The organism is Pseudonocardia yunnanensis (assembly GCF_039534065.1).
In the GTDB taxonomy this organism is placed as follows: Bacteria; Actinomycetota; Actinomycetes; order Mycobacteriales; family Pseudonocardiaceae; genus Pseudonocardia; species Pseudonocardia yunnanensis.
Map to the genome: position 1 here is coordinate 71,747 of NZ_BAAAUS010000055.1, position 17,709 is coordinate 89,455.

Genomic DNA, 17,709 nt, shown 5'->3' on the forward strand with positions numbered 1-17,709 from the left:
GCGAGCCTATGACGACCCGTCGCGCGGCAGCTTCCCGGCCAGTTGGTCGACGACGAGCAGGTCGCGCTGCACACCACCGCTGCGGTAGGCCGACCGGCCCGCGAGTTGGGAGATCACCGGTGCGGTGATCACCTGGAAGAACGCGACGAGTACGAGCGTCACCGCACTCTCCAGTTCCACCCGCAGCGCGGTGCCTGCGAGCACCAGCAGCAGACCCAGCGTCTGCGGTTTGGTGGCGGCCTGCAGCCGCCCGAGCAGGTCCGGCAGCCGGAGCAGGCCGACCGCGCCGAACAGGCACGACAGCGCCCCGAGGAGCAGCAGCACCGCGGAGGCGATGTCCCGTGCGCTGTGGAGGGCGGGGGTCATCGGTGCCGCTCCCTGCGCTCGGCCAGCCGCATCGCGGAGGCGGACCCGACGAACCCGAGCAACGCGACCGCCGCGAGCAGGGGGATGTTGGAACCGTCCTCGTAGTAGGCCACGTAGACCGCGGCGGCGGCGACGATCAGCAGGACGAGCACGTCGAGCGCCACGATGCGGTCGAGCGTCTCCGGGCCCAGCAGCAGCCGCACCAGGGTGAGGGCGGCGGCGAGCCCGAGCATGCACAGCACCACCACGAACACGATGGTCATTCCGTCGTTCATCGCGGCCCTCCCGCCTGCGCGATCCGGCGCCGCGCCTCTGCCAACTCCTCCGCGGTACCGAACGCCGCGAGCACCCGCCGCTGCATGTCCATGGTGCGCAGCCAGGCTCGTTCGGCCCCCGCACGGTCGCGCGGGCCGAGGGCGTAGACATACCAGACCTGGTGTTCCTGATCGATCTGCAGCGCCATCGCGCCCGGGGACAGCGTCAGCGCGTTGGCCATGATCGTGATCACCCGGCCCGACGCGGTGAGCAGGGGAACGGCGACGATCGCTCCCCGGGCGTCCGTGCCGCGGCGCAGGATCTGCCACGTCACCTCCACGCTCGAGGCCACGAGGTCGTAGAGGAGGAAGGCGGCCAGCCCGAGCAGGCGCAGCGGCCGAACCGACAGCCGGTCGGCCAGCCGCGGCATCGGGAACAGCGCCACGACGAGCACCGCGACCACCACACCGCCGAGCACGCTCAGGGGCGTGAACGTCCCCCACAGCAGCACCCACACCAGTGTCAGCCAGGCCACGCGCGGCAGCCGGGCCCGCAAGCCGGCGGCGCGCCACCGCACGTGCGGCCGGTCGTGGTCGATCATCGGCCCTCCTGTGGGCCCAGCACCGCGTCGATGTACGGCGTCCGCTCCATCAGGTCCACGCCCGCCTGGGCGGTGACGGCCGTCAGTGGGCCGGCGAAGACGACGATCGCGAGGCTGACCGCGATCAGCCCACCCGTCGCCGCGTACATCGGCGCGGACGTCCTGGCCGTGCCGACCAGCACCTCGTCGCTGGGGTCGTCGTCGGGATGCGGTGGCTTCGGCTTCCCCCAGAACACCCGGACCCACACCCGTACCAGCGCGTACAGCGTCAGGAGGCTGGCCAGGATCAGCACACCGGCCACGACCTGGGGGAAGAGGCCCGCCTCCGCGCCTGCCTCCAGGAGCGCGAGCTTCGCGATGAACCCCGCGGTCGGCGGGATGCCCGCCAGGGTCAGGGCCGGCACGGCGAAGAGCACCGCGAGGCCGGGAGCGCTGCGCGCGAGACCGCCCATCTCGTCGAGGGCCACCGTGCCGGTGCGGCGCGTGATCAGGCCGCTCACCAGGAAGAGCGTGGCGAGCACCGTGATGTGGTGGGCGGCGTACAGCATGGCCCCGGACAGCCCGGACGCGTCGAACACGGCCAGCCCGAAGAGCATGAACCCGATGTGGCTGACCAGCAGGAACGACAGCAGCCGGTTGAGGTCGTTCTGCGCCAGCGCGCCCAGCGCCCCGACCAGCATGGTGGCGACGGAGAGCACGAGCAGGAGCGTCCACGGCGCGTCGCGGCCGAAGAGGAGCGTCTCGGTGCGTAGCAGCGCGTAGAAGCCCACCTTCGTCAGCAGGCCGGCGAACAGCGCGGCCACCGGCCCCGGCGCGTTGGGGTAGCTGTCGGGCAGCCAGAAGTGAAGCGGCACGATCGCCGCCTTGATCCCGAAGACGACCAGCAGCATCAGAGCCAGCACCGGGCCTACGCCGGGATGCAGCATCCCGATGCGCTCGGAGAGATCCGCCAGGTTCACCGTGCCGGTCGCTGCGTACACCAGGGCCACCGCCGTGAGGAACAGCAGCGACGACAGCAGGCTGACCGTCACGTACGTCATGCCGGCCCGGATCCGCCGCGCGCCGGTGCGCCGCGTGATCAGCACGTAGGACGCCGTCAGCATCAGCTCGAAGGCCACGAACAGGGTGAACAGGTCCCCGGTGAGGTAGGCGAGGGAGACCCCGGCGCAGAGCATCAGGTACATCGGGTGGAACGTGGTGCTCGCGGTGCGGCGCCCGTAGTCGGCGATCCGCTGGTCGATCGCGTACACCAGCACGGCGAGCGTCACCAGCGTCGAGACGAGCAGCAGCAGTGCGGAGAGCCGGTCGGCCACGAGCGCGATGCCCACGGGAGCGGCCCAGCCGCCGAGTTCGGCGACGACCGGGCCGCGCTCGTCGGCCACGACGAGCAGCACCCCGGCGATCACCGCCACCACCGCGAGCACGGCGACGCCGACCACGCGCTGCAGCGCAGCGGACCGGCTGCCGATCACCGAGACCGCTGCGGCGAGCATCGGCAGCAGCACCGGCAGGGTGATGATCGTCGTCACGAGCGTTCCTGCCCGCGCGCGGCTTGCGCCTCGACCTCGTCGTCGGCGCGTTCGAGAGCGTCCTCATCGCTGTCACCGGGCTCGAGCGCTGCCGACGGCGTCTTCTGCCGCGAGATCCGCCGGTCCTCGACGTCGTCCTGCACCTCGTCGTGGCCGACCAGCACGAAGGCGCGGTAACCCAGGGCGAGCAGGAAGGTCGTGAGGGCGAAGGTGATCACGATGGCGGTGAGTGCGAGAGCCTGCGGCAACGGGTCGGCGAACGACTCCGGCGGCGCGGTTCCGACGATCGGGGGGCGCGCCGGTGGGCCACCGGCGAGCTGCAGCAGCAGGTTGGTGCCGTGGCCCAGCACCACCACGCCGATCAGCACACGCATCAGCGAGCGCGACAGCAGCAGGGTGAACCCGACGGCGTAGAGGACGCCCACGGTCAGGGCCATGACCAGGTTGATCGTGATCGGAGAGCCCGGTTCCGCGGCGAGCGCCGACTGTGCGGCCAGGAGGGGAACGATCATGGTCACGGCAGCTCCCCGGCGTCGTCCATGTCCCGTTCGATGCCGGTGCCGAGGGCACGCAGCAGGTCGAGTACCACCCCGATGATCAGCACGTAGACCCCGATCTCGAGGAACAGGCTGGTCTGCAGCTCGATCCGGCCGAGCAGCGGCAGGTCCACCGCGAGTTTCGTGGTGGACAGCACGGGCGCACCGAACGCCGCAGGCACCAGCCCGGTGACGAGCGCCAGCGCCAGCCCGCTCCCGATGACGGCCGGCACGCGGGGCGCCATCACCGCCCCGAGATCGGCGCTGCCGCCCGCGATGTAGCGCAGCACGAACGCGAGCCCGGCCACGAGGCCCGCGGAGAATCCGCCGCCCGGCCCGTAGTGTCCCACCAGCAGGAGGTACAGGGAGAAGACGAGCACGGTCGGGAACACCGCGCGTGTGGTCATCTCCAGCAGCAGGCTCCGGTCCTTTGGGTTGCGGCACTCCCCCGGCAGCATCCATGGCTCCTGCGGCCGGTCCCACTCCTCGAAGGGGCGCTGGTGCGGGCTCTCGTCCGTGGTCATCCCTTCGGTCCTCCTCGTCCCACTCCTCCGCGACCCACTACGTCTTCCTCGTGCTGGGGACCGCCCTGACCGCTCTCGACGCGGACGCGCCCGCGCTGCCGGTCGTAGCGGGTGGCGAGCACGAGGCTGGCCACCCCGGCAGCGGCGACGAACAGCACCCCGATCTCCCCGACCGTGTCCAGCGCCCGGAAGTCGACGATGATCGCGCTGACCACGTTGGTCGCCCCGGCCTCGGTGGGTGCGAGCCGGGCGAACTCCTCGGTGGTCGCCGACGGGGTGGTGCGGGCTCCGGACATCACCACCGCGTACGCGGCCACAGCGGCCCCGCCCACGATCCCCAGCAGCGCCTTGGGAACCCGAACCCGGCGCGGCGGCCGCTCCTCGGTGAACTCGGCGGGCAGCCTGCGCAGCACGAAGACGAACGCCACCACCGACAGGGTCTCGACGAGGAACTGCGCCAGCGCCAGGTCCGGCGCCCCGTCCACGATGAAGAGCCCACCCACGCCGTAGCCGATCACCCCGACGAGGAGCACGGCCGTGAAGCGGCGGCGCGCTCGCAGGACGGCGACCGCCGCGATCACGACGATGATCGCGAGGGGCACCTGCATCACCGAGTGGTAGAGCGCCTGGCCCGCCGGCCAGGCGCCGCCCATCGCGACGGCAACCCCGGGCAGCAGCACGAACGCGACGATGATCGTGGCCAGGTACGCGGGGAGGGACCCGACCTGCAGGCGACCGGTCACGGCGAGGGCGACGCGGGCGATGGCCGCGATCGTGAGCTCGTATGCACGCTGTGCGGTGAACGGGCTGCGGTGGGAAAGCGCGGTGACACGGTCGCGCTGCATGTACAACACCAGCCCGCCTGCGACCGCGAGGGCGGCGAGCAGCAACGGCGGACCGACGCCGTGCCAGAGCCCGAGGTGGTAGCCGGATCCACGGGGGTAGGGGCGGGCGTAGCTCGCGCCGAGCGCGTCGACCACGGGGTAGGCGATCCCGAGCACCAGACCGGCGACCGAGCAGACCCAGACGGGTGCGGTGAGCAGCGGGCCCGGAGGGTGCGCGACCCGGGTCGGCTCGACGCGCGGCTTGCGGGCGAACGCACCCCACAGGAACCGCGCGCTGTACGCCACGGTGAACATCGACCCGAGGAGCAGGACGAGCGTGACGATCCACCCGCGCACGCCGCCCTCGCGGACGAACGCCTCGAACGCGGCCTCCTTGCTGACGAAGCCCAGGAACGGTGGCAGCCCGGCCATCGATGCCGCGGCGAGTGCGGCGGTGACGGCGGAGCCCGGCAGTGCGGTGTACAGACCGGAGAGCTTCCGCAGGTCGCGCGTGCCCGTCGCATGGTCGATCGTGCCGACGATCATGAACAGCGACGCCTTGAACAGCCCGTGCGCGAGCAGCAGGGCGATCCCGGCGAGCGCGGAGACCTCCCCGAGCCGTCCGCCGCTCCCGAGCAGCACCATGAGGAAGCCCAGCTGGCTGACCGTGCCGAGGGCGAGGAGCTGCTTCAGGTCGGTGGCCGACAGGGCACGCCAGCCCCCGACGAGCATCGTGCCGAGTCCGACGGCGATCACCGGCACCCACCAGACGGCGAGATCGGAGAACCCCGGCGCCAGCCGCGCCACGAGATAGACGCCCGCCTTCACCATGGACGCCGCGTGCAGGTACGCGCTCACCGGTGTGGGGGCGACCATCGCCGCCGGCAGCCACGGGTGGAACGGCAGCTGGGCCGACTTCGTGAATGCCCCGAGCAGGATCAGCAGCAGTGCCGCCGACACGAGCGTGCCGTGCAGCCTGCCCGCGCTCCCGGCGGCCACGATCTCGGAGATCTGGTAGGTGCCCGCGGCCTCGCCGAGCAGGATGAATCCGAGCAGCATCGCCAGCCCGCCGAACACGGTGACCAGCAGAGCCTGCACGGCACTGCGTCGTTCCTCGCCTCGCTCACCGCTCTGTCCGATCAGCATGAACGACGCGACCGACGTCAGCTCCCAGAACACGTAGAGCGTGAGGAGGTTGTCGGCGAGCACCAGGCCGAGCATCGCGCCCGCGAAGGCGAGCAGCAGCGCGGCGGTACGCGGGGCATCCGGCGAGTCGGGACCGAAGTAGCCGATGCAGTACACGAGGATCACCGCGCCGATCCCCGACACCAGCACGACCATCGCGAGCGCCAGGGCGTCGAGCCGGAAGCCGAGCGCCAGTCCGAGCGTGGGAGCCCAGGCCGTGTTCTCGGTGATCCCGCCCGCTAGCGCGGGGACGGTGTTGGCGAGCGCCCACACCAGGGCGACGGCGGGCAGGACGGCCGCCACCGCGAAGCCCGCTCGCCGGTTGCGCGCCGAAACGAGCGGCAGCAGAGCGGCGACCACGAGATGCGCGACGACGAGCGCGAGCAAGGGCGACTCCTCTCGTCCTGGACCGGACCACGGGCGAGTTCCCCGAACGGGAGAGCGACCCCCGGATCAGCGGGGCGATCGGCCCGGGCTCGCGCACCCCTGCCATGCACCGGATCCGATGATCCGGGCGGGCCCCGGTGCTCGATACGACCCTACCTTCCGTCTCTTTTCGGACAGGACGCCCCAAATCCGCGACCTCGGCCGGCGGCTCCCGTCGCGAGCGTGCCTCGGCTCACACTTCGATCTGGAACGATCCAGAAGATCGATTCGCTGCACTGAATGCAGGCGCACAGCGCGACTGCCGCCCGCAGCGAGGCGGGTGTTCGAAGAACGACGAGGAGGACCGCATGACCGACACCACCAGGCGATTCACCGCCGGGCTCAGGGAGGCGCTGCGTCGCCTCGACGCCTGGACCTTGATCGCGTTCAACCCGCGCTATCCGACCCCGGGCGGGCGCGGCTGAGCACGAATCCGGCGGGCGCCGCCCTCAGTGGCGCTCGCCGGGCGGAACCAACGGTCGCAGGTAGGCCCACAACGCGAACAACACGGCGACCACGATCATGACGATCCCGGACCACAGGTTGATGTCGATGCCGCCGGCCTTCTCGAGCTCACCCGGGCTCTCGAAGAACAGGCCCATCACCAGCAGGATGATCCCGTAGACGCCGAACAGCAGCGCGATGATCGAGCGCAGGTCGAACAGCTGCGACGCGGCGCTCGGCGCGGCCTCGGTAGCAGCGTGGTTGGTGTTCTCCTGGGATTCGCTCACGGATGCCTCCTCTCGGGGCTCTCTGTCGGTCATCTGGTCAGCCGAAGAGCACGTACAGCACGATGGTCAGCGCGATCACGATCGCACCGAGCACGACGGGCGACTGCCACCAGCTGCCCTCGTCCTCGCCGGTGCGCATCCGCTCCCGCGGCGTGAGCGACCAGACCAGGCCGACCAACTCGGCGTCCGGCTTCGGGGCGGTGACCGCCGAGACGGCGACGGCGACCGCGATACCGACGACGAACGCGGCGCTCGCGCCGATGAACGACCCGGCCTGCGACGACACGGCGATGACGCCGGAGCGCACCATCACATCGATCACGATCGCCGCGATGGTGCCGGAGACCAGGCCCGTCCAACCGGCCGTACCGGTCATCCGCTTCCAGAACAGGCCGAGGATGAAGATCGCGAACAGCGGCGCGTTGAAGAAGCTGAACAGCGTCTGGATGTAGTCCATCAGGTTCTGGAAGCTGCCCGCGATGAACGCCGTGCCGATGGCCAGCACGCACCCGACGACGGTGATGGTGCGTCCGACTCGCAGGTAGTACTCGTCGGGACGGCCGGGGCGCACCCAGTCCTGCCAGATGTCGTAGGTGAACACGGTGTTGAGCGAGCTGACGTTGGCCGCCATGCCTGCCATGAACGACGCCAGCAGGCCGGCCAGGGCGACGCCGAGGATGCCGTTGGGCAGCACCTCGTTCATCAGCAGCGACAGCGCGTTGTTGTAGGTGATGTCGGTGGCGCCGCCCTCCTTGAGGGTGGTGAGCTGCGGCACCAGCACGCCCGCGATCATGCCGGGGATCACCACGACCAGCGGGATGAGCGCCTTCGGGAACGCGGCGATGATGGGAGTGCGCCGGGCGGCCGACATGCTGCGGGCCGAGAGCGCGCGCTGCACCTCGGCGAAGTTGGTGGTCCAGTAACCGAACGAGAGCACGAACCCGAGCCCGAAGACGATGCCGAGCACCGACAGGAACGGGTTGGCGATCTCGGTGAGGGCGGTGCCCGGCCACGTCGACACCTGCTCCGGCCCCGGCGGGAGACCGACCACCTGCGCCTTCAGCCCATCCCAACCGCCGACGCGGGCGAGCCCGGCGACCGTGAGCGGGATCAGCAGGGCGACGATGACGAAGAACTGCAGCACCTCGTTGTAGATCGCCGCGGACAACCCGCCCAGGAACGTGTAGCTGAGCACCACCAGGGCGGCGATCGGGATCGCGAGGTTCAACGACCAGCCCAGCAGCGCCTCGAGGATCAGGCCGAGCGCGAACAGGTTGACCCCGGCGATCAGCACGGCGGCGACCGCGAAGGTGACGGCGTTGACCCGTTGAGTCGTCTTGTTGAACCGTTTGCGGAGGAACTCCGGAACGCTGCGGGCCTTGCTGCCGTAGTAGAAGGGCATCATCACGATGCCGAGGAACACCATCGCCGGGATGGCGCCGATCCAGTAGTAATGGAATGTGGCCACGCCGTACTGCGCGCCGTTGGCCATCATCCCGATGAGCTCGATCGCGCCTAGGTTGGCCGAGACGAACGCCAGTCCCGTCACCCAGGCCGGCAGCGACCGGCCCGACAGCAGGAAGTCGAGGCTGGACGAGATCGACCGGCGGGCCATCACCCCGATGCCCAGCACCAGCACGAAATAGAAGACGACGAACACGTAGTCGATCGCGGTCGTGTCGAGCCGCAGATCGGTCTGTGCCAGCACCGCCACCGTTGTCCCCTCCACCGCTCGTCGAACCCGTGGTGTGCGGATCATTCGCCACGTGGGCGCGTCTCGCCATCGCTGGGGGCGACGTACGCCCGATCGACACCCTCCAGTTGCCCTACCGATGGCACTGAAGACCCTGGTGGGGCACCGGGCTAGGCCATTTCGGCCCCGCCGGCGCAACGGGTGTGGCCCTTGAGTGGCCGGCCCGGTTCCCGCTCGGCGGTCACCTTTCCGTCGTCGTCGACGCGCGGTCACCGGTCCTCGGCGCCCGCGTTGCGCGCCCGGACGGCACGGCCAGCGGCTTTCCGAAGAACAGGCTGTTCGGCGAGTCGCGGTACCGGCCGAACGCCGGGATGGGCTCGTACCCCGAGCTTCGGTAGAGGGCCACGGACTCGGGTTGGTGGGTGCCGCTCTCGAGCACGGCCCGCTGCCGGCCGGCGGCAGCAGCCGTCCGCTCCAGCTCGGCCAGGATCGCGCGGGCGTAGCCGCGCCCGCGGTGCGCCGCCGCCACGTACATCCGCTTGATCTCGGCGTCCCCCGACCGTAGCTCGGGGTCCTCCCCGCCGTCCCGGGCCCGCCAGCCCCCGCATCCGACAGCCGCACCGTCCACGTAGCCGACCACGAACAGGCCGCGCGGAGCGTCGAACTGCGTCGGGTCGATCGGCGTGGTGTCCTCACCGCCGTACCGGATTCGGTACTCCTGCTGCAGCTCCGCGTTCAAACGGACAGCGTCGACGTGGTCGATCGAAACGGCGCAGAGCTGGAGCACACGCCCGAGCCTACGATCACCCCCCGGCCGCGCCGCACGCCCGCCGGGGCTCGGCGAAGCCGGCCTGCGCGGGCCGGCGGCCACTGCGCCACACCACCGCCAGGCTGACGAGCGCGAGCACAGCGGGCCCGAGCAGCAGCTCGGGGTAGCCGGCCGTCGGGGTCAGAGCCGCGAGCACCACCGGGAACAAGAACCCGACGTAGGTGATCGTGTAGTACACGGCCGTGAGTGCGCCGAGGTGCTCGGGAGCAGCCATCCGTTGCACCTCCAGCAGGCCGGCCACCAGGCACAGGCCGTAGGCCGCTCCCAGCACCGCCGAGGCCACCACGGCGAGGACCACGGACCCGAGCGCCGCGGATCCTGCGGCGAGCAGGACACCGGCGACCGTCGCGGCGAGCCCCACGCGCGCGGTGAGCGCAGGCGAGCGACGGTCGAGCCGCCGTGCCCACGGCTGCACCGCCACGCCCGCCCCGAGGGTGACGACCGTGACCAGCGTGGCGAAGACCAGACCGAGATCGCCGGTCACGTGCGCCAGGGCGGCCGGCTGCACGGCGAAGGAGATCGACGGTCCCCCGAACACCCACGGCGCCATCGGCGCGACGACCCATCGGAACCGGGCGGGAAGGGTCACCCGCAGCTGGATCCGCTGCCGCGGTGCGGTCGTCACGCGCGTCTCGGGCACGCCCAGCACCGCGGCGATGGCCACCAGCGTGATCACGATGTGCGCGAGGTAGGGCAGCTCCATCGGCAGCGGCGCCCACTGAGCCAGCACCCCGGCGACGAGCGGGCCACCGCCGAAGCCCGCCGAGAGGGCCAGAGCCGCCCTGCGCGCACCCGCTCCGGCGTCGGCATCCGGGTCCCACGGGGGCTGGGAGAGCTCCTTCACCCACGTCGTGCCCACGGCCATGGCGACGCCGGTGACAGCCCCGAACAGGAACCGTCCGGCGAAGAGCGCGGGCTCCGACACGCCGGGTACACCACCCAGTGCGAGCACCGCGCTCGCCGGCACCGACACGACCAGCGCCGGCAGCAGGACCCACCGGCGTCCCCGCACGTCCGACGCGGGACCACCGAGGAGCAGCCCCGGAGCGAGACCCAGGATGTAGACGGCGAAGAAGGCGGCCACCGTCACGGCCGAGAAGTGGCCCTGCTCGCGGTACAGCACCATCAACGGGCTGAACTGGTTGGCGCCGTAGGCGATCACGAACAGCACGGCGACCACACGAACCCACGCCCGCACCTGCGCTCCTCACCACCGCGCGTGAGCGCGGATACGGCCGGAGGGGGCGGCCGTATCCGCGCAGGACTTGGAGCGTCAGCCGGCCTTGGCCGTCTGCCGCCACTTCGTGAGCGCCCGCTCCGTGTAGCCGTTGGGCTCCTCCCGGCCGGTGAAGACCAACTCGAGCGCCGCCTGGAACGACGGGCTGCTCTCGAGGTCCTTCGCCATCGGGTCGTAGCCGGGCTCGTTCGCGTTCTGCTCGTCCACCAGGGCCGCCATGCGGGCGAACGTCTCGCGCACCTGCGTCTCGTCGGTCAGGCCGTGGTGCAGCCAGTTGGCGATGAGCTGGCTGGAGATCCGCAGCGTGGCGCGGTCCTCCATGAGCCCGACGCCCGCGAGGTCGGGCACAGTGGAGCAGCCGATGCCCAGCCCGACCCAGCGCACGACGTAACCCAGGATGGACTGCGCGTTGGTCTCCAGCTCGTGACGCTTCTCGTCGTCGGTGAGCTCATCGGGCAGGAGAGGCACCCGCAGCAGCTCACGCCGGTCGGTCGTGCGCCCCGCGAGCTCGCGCTGCCTCGCGGCGACATCGGTGCGCAGGTAGTGCAGCGCGTGCAACGTGGCGGCCGTCGGCGACGGCACCCAGGCGGTGTTCGCACCCGCCTCCGGCTGCGCGCCCTTCGTGTCGAGCATCTCGCGCATCGCGGCGGGCTTGGCCCACATGCCCTTGCCGACCTGCGCCTGTCCGCGGAAGCCCGCACGCAGTGCGACGTCGACGTTGCGGTCCTCGTAGGCGACCAGCCAGGGCGTGCTCTTCATGTCGTTCTTGCGCACGACCGGGCCGGCCTCGAGGTCGGTGTGGATCTCGTCGCCGGTGCGGTCGAGGAACCCGGTGTTCACGAAGATCGTGCGGTCCGGAGCCTGGGCGATGCAGTTCTCGAGGTTGAGCGACGTGCGCTTCTCCTCGTCCATGATCCCGATCTTCAGGGTGGTGGGCTCCAGGCCGAGCGCCTCTTCCACCGCGGCGAACAGCTCCACGGTGAGCGCCACCTCGTCGGGCCCGTGCTGCTTGGGCTTGACGATGTAGACGCTGCCGGCGCGGGAGTTGGAGAACCGCCCGAGCCCGCGCAGGTCGTGCAGCGCCGCGACGGCCGAGACCATGGCGTCGAGCACGCCTTCGCGGATCGGCTCGCCGTCGGCGGTGCGGACGGCGTCGGTGGTCATGTGGTGCCCGACGTTGCGCACGAGCAGCAGGGAGCGCCCGGGCAGCGTCAGCTCGGAGCCGTCGGGCGCGGTGTAGTGGCGGTCGCCGTTGACCTTGCGCTCGACCGTCTCGCCGCCCTTCTCGAACGTCGAGGTGAGCGCGCCGGTCATCAGGCCGAGCCAGGTGCGGTAGGCACCCGCCTTGTCCGGCCCGTCGACCGTGGCCACCGAGTCCTCGAAGTCGACGATCGTGGTGACCGCAGCCTCGAGCACGACGTCGGCCACATCGGCGTGGTGCTGACGACCGACACGGTGTGCGGGGTCGATCGTGAGCTCGACGTGCAGCCCGTTGCGGTGCAGCAGAACGGCCTGCACGGCGCCGGCGTGCCCGCCGTCGGCCCCGGCACGGTGCCCCGCGAACTGGCCGGGGTCGGCCAGGCCGGTGCTCCCGCCCGCCGTCTCCACGACGAGCGCACCGTCCTGCACGCGGTAGGCGGTGGCGTCGGCGTGGCTGCCCGCCTGGAGCGGGAAGAGCTCGTCGAGCAGCTTTTCGGCCTCGGCGATCACCTGGGCGCCGCGGCGCTCGTCGTAGCCGCGCTCGAGCTCGTGGTCCAGCGGAAGGACGTCGGTGCCGTACAGCGCGTCGAAGAGCGAGCCCCACCGGGCGTTGGCGGCGTTCAGCGCGTACCGCGGCACGGTGGCGGGCACCACCAGCTGTGGACCGGCGATCTCGGCGATCTCCGAGTCGACGCGGGACACGTTCACCTGCGGCGACTCCGGCGGGAGCAGGTAGCCGATCTCGGTGAGGAAGGCCTCCAGCGCCTCGACGTCACCCGCCCCGTTCTCCCGGTGCCAGGCGTCGATTCGCTCCTGCAGCTCGTCACGGCGGGCGAGCAGTTCGGCGGTCCGGCCGGCGAACCGCTCCTGCAGGGCAGCGCAGGTGGACCAGAACCAGGTGGGATCGAGGTCCAGACCGGGTAGGAGCTCATCGGCCACGAATGCGCGCAGCGCGGGGTCGACCTGCAGATCCGTCACTTCTCCACCATCCGCTCGTCGTTCGGCAGGGTCGCGTTCGGCGGTTACCCGAACGCGACCCGTCCCCGAACATTCTTCTACCAGACGGACTGTGGTTTCCGCATTGCGGAAGTTCGGGGTTAGGGAGCAATCATGCTCGTGGATGCGGGCACGGGGGCTGCCGCCGCGGGACCAACCGCGCCGGTGAGGGCAAGCAGCAGCGCCAGCGCTGCCGCGACGACAAGGGACAGCTGCAGCGTCCGACGGGGACCCAACGCTCTCAGCCTCCTGAGGGCTCGAATCAGCGACGACAAAGCGATCATTCGCCCGGGTGGTGTGACGAGCTCCTGGGGCGAGCGCGCCACGCACCCGGTGCGTAAGCGGGTCGTACCGTACGCGGGCACCCAGATCCCCCACACAGCGGCCGTACCGCCGGGGAAGCGGGAGATGCGCAACGCAAGGTCCACGATCTACCCGGCGCAGACGTAGGCTCATCCGGGCAACGATGCGCACGAGGTGGAAAGGGTGACCAGTGGCGCTGGACGGCGGAGTACGGCAGGCGTTCGAGCTGGCGCTCGATCCTGCCGACGTGATCAGCGACCCGGTGAGGTGCCGGGCCTACGAGTGCGACGGCCTCACCGGCTACCGGGTCGTGCCGGAACTGGTCCTGCTGCCCCGCGACGCGGCTCAGGTGGCCGCGGCGGTGCGGGTGTGCGCCGAGCACCGGGTGCCGTTCGTGGCCCGCGGGGCCGGCACCGGGCTCTCCGGTGGAGCGCTGCCGGTGGCCGACGGCGTGGTGATCAGCCTGGCCCGGCTCAAGCGGGTGCTGGAGGTCGACCCGGTGAACCGGCGCGCCGTCGTCGAACCGGGCGTCACCAACCTGGAGATCACAGCTGCCGCGGCACCGCACGGGCTGTACTACGCCCCCGACCCGTCCAGCCAGCAGGTCTGCACGATCGGCGGCAATGTCGCAGAGAACTCCGGAGGCGCCCACTGCCTCAAGTACGGATTCACCACCAATCACGTTCTGTCCTTCGAGACCGTCCTGCCCGACGGTTCGGTCGTCACGCTGGGCGCCGACACCGGTGAGCAGGCAGGCCCCGACCTGCGCGGGGTTTTCCTCGGCTCGGAGGGCACGCTCGGGATCACCACGAAGATCGTGGTACGGCTGCTGCGCGCCCCGGAGTCGGTGCGCACGCTGCTCGCCGACTTCCCGTCCGTCGCCGCGGCGGGCGACGTCGTCTCCGACATCGTGGCGGCGGGGATCGTGCCCGCCGCCGTGGAGATGATGGACACCCTGGCCATCGAGGCCGCGGAGGAGGCGGTGCACGCGGGCTACACGGTCGGCGTGCCGGCGGCGCTCGTCGTCGAGCTGGACGGGCCGGTCGAGGAGTGCGACATCCAGTTCGAGCAGGTCAAGGAGATCTGCGACCGCCACGGCTGCACCCGCCTGCACATCGCGGGCTCTCCTGAGGAGCGTGCGGCGATCTGGCGGGGACGCAAGGCCGCCTTCGCCGCGGTCGGCCGGATCTCGCCCGACTACTTCGTGCAGGACGGCGTGGTGCCGCGCACCCGGCTCGCCGAAGTGCTCGACCGCATCGCGAAGATGGGCGCCGAGGCCGGCATCCGCGTGGCCAACGTGTTCCACGCCGGCGACGGCAACCTCCACCCGCTGGTGCTCTACAGCGCCGACGCCGGGGAGACCGAGCGCGCCGAGAAGCTGTCCGGCGAGATCGCCGAGCTCTGCGTGGAGCTCGGGGGCTCCCTGTCGGGCGAGCACGGCATCGGCACCGACAAGGCGTGCTCGATGCCGAAGATGTTCTCCCGCGACGATCTCGCCGTCATGCAGCGGGTACGCACGGCCTTCGACCCGCAGGGGATCTGCAACCCCGGCAAGGTGCTGCCGACACCTCGGCTGTGCGGGGAACGGCCGGGGAAGTACAAGCCCCACCCGCTGGAGGAGTCGGGAGTGATCGAGCGCCTGTGATCGAGTTCGCGAGTTCACCGTCAGGCGCGTGTGAGGAGGCACCGTGACGACGTCAACCACGCTGCGCCCGGACGATCTACGGTCCCTCCGCGACGCCGTGCTCGACACGGCGGGCACCGTCGCGATCGCCGGTGCCGGCACGGCCGCCGACTGGGCGGGCCGGCTCGACCCGGTCGACGCCGTGCTCGACACCACCGGCCTGTCCGGTGTGATCACCCACAACCCCGGTGACATGACCGTCTCCGTGCGTGCGGGCACCCCGTTGCGCGCGCTCGTCGACGAGTTGGCACCGCACGGGCAGCACGTCTCGTTCGACGCCGCGCGGGTCGCCGACGGGGCCACCGTGGGCGGCTTGATCGCCACCGCGGACGCCGGCCCGGCGGGGCTGGTCTTCGGCTCGCTGCGCGACCTGGTCATCGGCATCACCGTCGTGCTGTCCGACGGCACGGTCGCCCGCAGCGGTGGCCACGTGATCAAGAACGTGGCCGGGTACGACCTGGCGAAGCTGCTGCACGGCTCCTACGGCACGCTCGGGGTGATCGCCGAGGTCGTGCTGCGGCTGCATCCCGTCCCGAAGCGCACGGCCACGCTGCTGGCCGACTGTTCGCTCGCCGATGCCGACGAACTCGCCGGGCGCGTGCTCGGCGGTCCGTACGAGCCGGCGGCGTTGGAGTGGGTGTCCAATGACGCGCGCGGGGACGGGGGCCTGCTCCTGCGCATCGAGGGCACGGAGGATGCGGTGTCGGCCCGGCTGCAGCGGCTGCGCGAGGTGCTGGGGTTCAGCGCGCGAGTGGTCGCCGACAGCTCGCCCCACGCGGAGTGCAACGAGGGCGACAATTTGTGGACCCGCCACGCCGCGCTGGTGCGGGGCACACCTGATCGCGCGGTCCTGCGGGTGGGCGTCACACCGAGTAGGTTGCCCGGGCTGCTCACCGACCTGCCGCCCGGCACCGTCACCGCAGGGCTGGGCACCGGGGTCGCCACGGTCACGATGGCCCCCGAGGCCGTCGCCGACGCCCACGCGCTCGTGCACGCCGCCGGGGGCACGTCCGTGCTGCGGGCCCGCCCGTCCGGATCGCACGCCCCGGCGTGGGGGCCGCCGCCGTCCGCTGTCGCCGTGCTCAGGGCACTGAAAGCCGAGCTGGACCCTCGAGGCCGGTTCGGCCCCGGCCGGTTCGCCCCCTGGCCCGTGACCGGAAACGATGGGAAGGACGCCCGGTGACCACTCCCGCCGGATCCGCCGAGACCAACCTGCCCCAGACGGGGCCATCAGGCTTCGACGCCCACCGCCCGCCGGAGCGGGAGCTGCTCGACGACTGCGTGCACTGCGGCTTCTGCCTGCCCACCTGCCCCACTTACCAGCTGTGGGGCGAGGAGATGGACTCCCCGCGCGGCCGCATCTACCTGATGGACCTCGTCGAGAAGGGCGAGATCGGGCTGTCCGGGCCCGTCACGGAGCACATCGACCGGTGCCTGGGCTGCATGGCGTGCGTCACGGCGTGCCCGTCCGGGGTGCAGTACGACCGGCTGCTGGAGTCGGTGCGTCCGCAGATCGAGCGCAACGTCGAACGCGAGACGTCCGACCGGCTCTTCCGCAACGCGATCTTCGCGCTCTTCCCCTACAAGCGCAGGCTGCGCGCCGCGGCCCTGCCCGGAGCGCTGTACCAGAAGATGCGCAAGGTACCGGCCATCGCGAAGCTCGCGGAGAAGCTGCCGGGCCGGTTCGCCGCGATGGAGTCGCTGCTGCCGCCGGTGTCGGTGCGGGAGGCGTTCGCCAAGCTACCCGCGTACACGCCTGCCGTCGGCGAGCGCCGGGCACGGGTAGCACTGCTGTCGGGCTGCGTGCAGGACGTCTTCTTCCACCGCGTCAACGAGGCCACCGTCCGCGTGCTCGCCGCCGAGGGCTGCGACGTGCTGGTGCCCGCGGGGCAGGGCTGCTGCGGTGCGCTCGAGCTGCACGCGGGCCGGGAGGACAGCGCCCTCGCCCGTGCCAGGCGGGAGATCGCCATCTACGAGAGGCTCGACGTCGACCACGTGGTCACCAACGTCGCGGGCTGCGGTTCGTCGATGAAGGAGTACGGCCACCTGCTCTCCGACGACCCGGAATGGGCCGAGCGCGCAGCGGCGTTCAGCGCGCGGGTGCGTGACGTCCACGAGGTGCTCGCCGACCTGGAGCCGCGGGCGCCCCGCCACCCGTTCCGCGGCCTCGTGGCGTACCACGACGCCTGCCACCTCGGGCACGCCCAGAAGGTGCGGGCCCAACCCCGTGCGGTGCTGCGCTCGATCCCGGATCTCCAGCTTGTGGACCTGCCCGAAGCCGAACTCTGCTGCGGCTCCGCCGGGATCTACAACATGGTGATGCCGGAAGCCGCCGGGGACCTCGGGGCTCGCAAGGCGGCCAACGTGCGCTCCGTGGAGCCCGACGTGATCGTCACCGCCAACCCCGGCTGCCTGCTCCAGATCGGCAAGTACCTGAAGGGCGACGACGACACCGACCCCATCCCCCTCCTGCACCCGGTACAGCTGCTGGACGCCTCGATCCGAGGGATCCCGGTCCCCCGCAGCTGACCACCCGAGCTGGACGAACGACCCATCCGGACGGACCTAGCGGCCGAACGCGCCGCTCGTACAGCTGCTCACGCGTGGACCCACCCAGGCGGGTCCGAACGAGCGGCACGGCCAGGCGGGGCTACCAGACGAACGCGCCGCTCGTACACACCCTCGGGCACGCACCGAAGCCCCGGCCCGGCAGGCCGGACGAGCGGCCCTGCCGCGCAGACCAATCGGACAAGCGGGCCGCTCGTACAGCTCAAGCCCTCCGATGGCATT

General features: G+C 71.3%; 15 protein-coding genes. 3 read left to right on the forward strand and 12 right to left on the reverse strand.

Annotation, left to right across the window (positions count from 1 at the left end; translation table 11 throughout):
- Positions 1–6: 6 nt before the first annotated feature.
- From mnhG to ABD743_RS38825, 12 genes are all read right to left on the reverse strand, one after another.
- Positions 7–366, reverse strand: a complete 360-nt coding sequence (gene mnhG, locus ABD743_RS38770) for a monovalent cation/H(+) antiporter subunit G (RefSeq protein ID WP_344728750.1) — start codon at positions 364–366, stop codon at positions 7–9.
- A complete protein-coding gene (locus ABD743_RS38775) occupies positions 363–641 on the reverse strand; it encodes a monovalent cation/H+ antiporter complex subunit F (protein WP_379658909.1) in 279 nt (92 codons plus the stop codon). The genes mnhG and ABD743_RS38775 overlap by 4 nt, the downstream gene beginning before the upstream one ends.
- A complete protein-coding gene (locus ABD743_RS38780; RefSeq protein ID WP_344728752.1) occupies positions 638–1,222 on the reverse strand; it encodes a Na+/H+ antiporter subunit E in 585 nt (194 codons plus the stop codon). The genes ABD743_RS38775 and ABD743_RS38780 overlap by 4 nt, the downstream gene beginning before the upstream one ends.
- On the reverse strand, positions 1,219–2,751 hold the full coding sequence (locus ABD743_RS38785; RefSeq protein ID WP_344728754.1) for a Na+/H+ antiporter subunit D: 1,533 nt from the start codon (positions 2,749–2,751) through the stop codon (positions 1,219–1,221). Before ABD743_RS38785 ends, ABD743_RS38780 begins: the two co-directional genes overlap by 4 nt.
- Positions 2,748–3,206 carry a Na(+)/H(+) antiporter subunit C gene (locus ABD743_RS38790; protein WP_344728781.1) on the reverse strand — a complete coding sequence of 153 codons (459 nt, stop codon included), beginning with the start codon at positions 3,204–3,206 and terminating at the stop codon, positions 2,748–2,750. Before ABD743_RS38790 ends, ABD743_RS38785 begins: the two co-directional genes overlap by 4 nt.
- Positions 3,207–3,265: 59 nt before the next feature.
- On the reverse strand, positions 3,266–3,811 hold the full coding sequence (locus tag ABD743_RS38795) for an MnhB domain-containing protein (RefSeq protein ID WP_344728756.1): 546 nt from the start codon (positions 3,809–3,811) through the stop codon (positions 3,266–3,268).
- Complete coding sequence (gene mbhE, locus ABD743_RS38800) at positions 3,808–6,207, reverse strand: hydrogen gas-evolving membrane-bound hydrogenase subunit E (RefSeq protein ID WP_344728758.1); 2,400 nt, start codon at positions 6,205–6,207, stop codon at positions 3,808–3,810. Before mbhE ends, ABD743_RS38795 begins: the two co-directional genes overlap by 4 nt.
- 488 nt (positions 6,208–6,695) lie before the next feature.
- A complete protein-coding gene (locus ABD743_RS38805; protein ID WP_344728759.1) occupies positions 6,696–6,977 on the reverse strand; it encodes a hypothetical protein in 282 nt (93 codons plus the stop codon).
- Positions 6,978–7,014: 37 nt separating this feature from the next.
- Positions 7,015–8,691 (reverse strand): sodium:solute symporter family protein, encoded by a 1,677-nt coding sequence (locus ABD743_RS38810; RefSeq protein WP_344728762.1) that lies wholly within the window; start codon positions 8,689–8,691, stop codon positions 7,015–7,017.
- Between the two features lie 220 nt (positions 8,692–8,911).
- Positions 8,912–9,409, reverse strand: coding sequence for a GNAT family N-acetyltransferase (locus ABD743_RS38815; protein ID WP_344728764.1), 498 nt, complete (start codon positions 9,407–9,409; stop codon positions 8,912–8,914).
- A gap of 64 nt (positions 9,410–9,473) precedes the next feature.
- Positions 9,474–10,697, reverse strand: a complete 1,224-nt coding sequence (locus ABD743_RS38820; RefSeq protein WP_344728766.1) for an MFS transporter — start codon at positions 10,695–10,697, stop codon at positions 9,474–9,476.
- 75 nt (positions 10,698–10,772) lie between these two features.
- Positions 10,773–12,914 carry a malate synthase G gene (locus ABD743_RS38825; protein WP_344728767.1) on the reverse strand — a complete coding sequence of 714 codons (2,142 nt, stop codon included), beginning with the start codon at positions 12,912–12,914 and terminating at the stop codon, positions 10,773–10,775.
- A 511-nt stretch (positions 12,915–13,425) separates the two neighbouring features.
- Between ABD743_RS38825 and ABD743_RS38830 the strand changes: the two genes are divergently transcribed.
- Genes ABD743_RS38830 through ABD743_RS38840 form a run of 3 tightly spaced genes read left to right on the forward strand, consistent with a single transcriptional unit; the run spans position 13,426 to position 17,448 of the window.
- Positions 13,426–14,880: an FAD-linked oxidase C-terminal domain-containing protein gene (locus ABD743_RS38830; RefSeq protein WP_344728769.1), complete on the forward strand. Its 1,455-nt coding sequence runs from the start codon at positions 13,426–13,428 to the stop codon at positions 14,878–14,880.
- A gap of 43 nt (positions 14,881–14,923) precedes the next feature.
- Positions 14,924–16,102 carry an FAD-binding oxidoreductase gene (locus ABD743_RS38835; protein ID WP_344728771.1) on the forward strand — a complete coding sequence of 393 codons (1,179 nt, stop codon included), beginning with the start codon at positions 14,924–14,926 and terminating at the stop codon, positions 16,100–16,102.
- Positions 16,099–17,448, forward strand: coding sequence for a (Fe-S)-binding protein (locus tag ABD743_RS38840; protein WP_344728773.1), 1,350 nt, complete (start codon positions 16,099–16,101; stop codon positions 17,446–17,448). The genes ABD743_RS38835 and ABD743_RS38840 overlap by 4 nt, the downstream gene beginning before the upstream one ends.
- Positions 17,449–17,709 lie beyond the last annotated feature (261 nt).

What these genes read in the sequence shown, in the direction of transcription:
- mnhG (WP_344728750.1), bottom strand. Translation starts at nt 366, where the DNA reads ATGACCCCCGCCCTCCACAGCGCACGGGACATCGCCTCCGCGGTGCTG.
- ABD743_RS38775 (WP_379658909.1), bottom strand. Translation starts at nt 641, where the DNA reads ATGAACGACGGAATGACCATCGTGTTCGTGGTGGTGCTGTGCATGCTC.
- ABD743_RS38795 (WP_344728756.1), bottom strand. Translation starts at nt 3,811, where the DNA reads ATGACCACGGACGAGAGCCCGCACCAGCGCCCCTTCGAGGAGTGGGAC.
- ABD743_RS38780 (WP_344728752.1), bottom strand. Translation starts at nt 1,222, where the DNA reads ATGATCGACCACGACCGGCCGCACGTGCGGTGGCGCGCCGCCGGCTTG.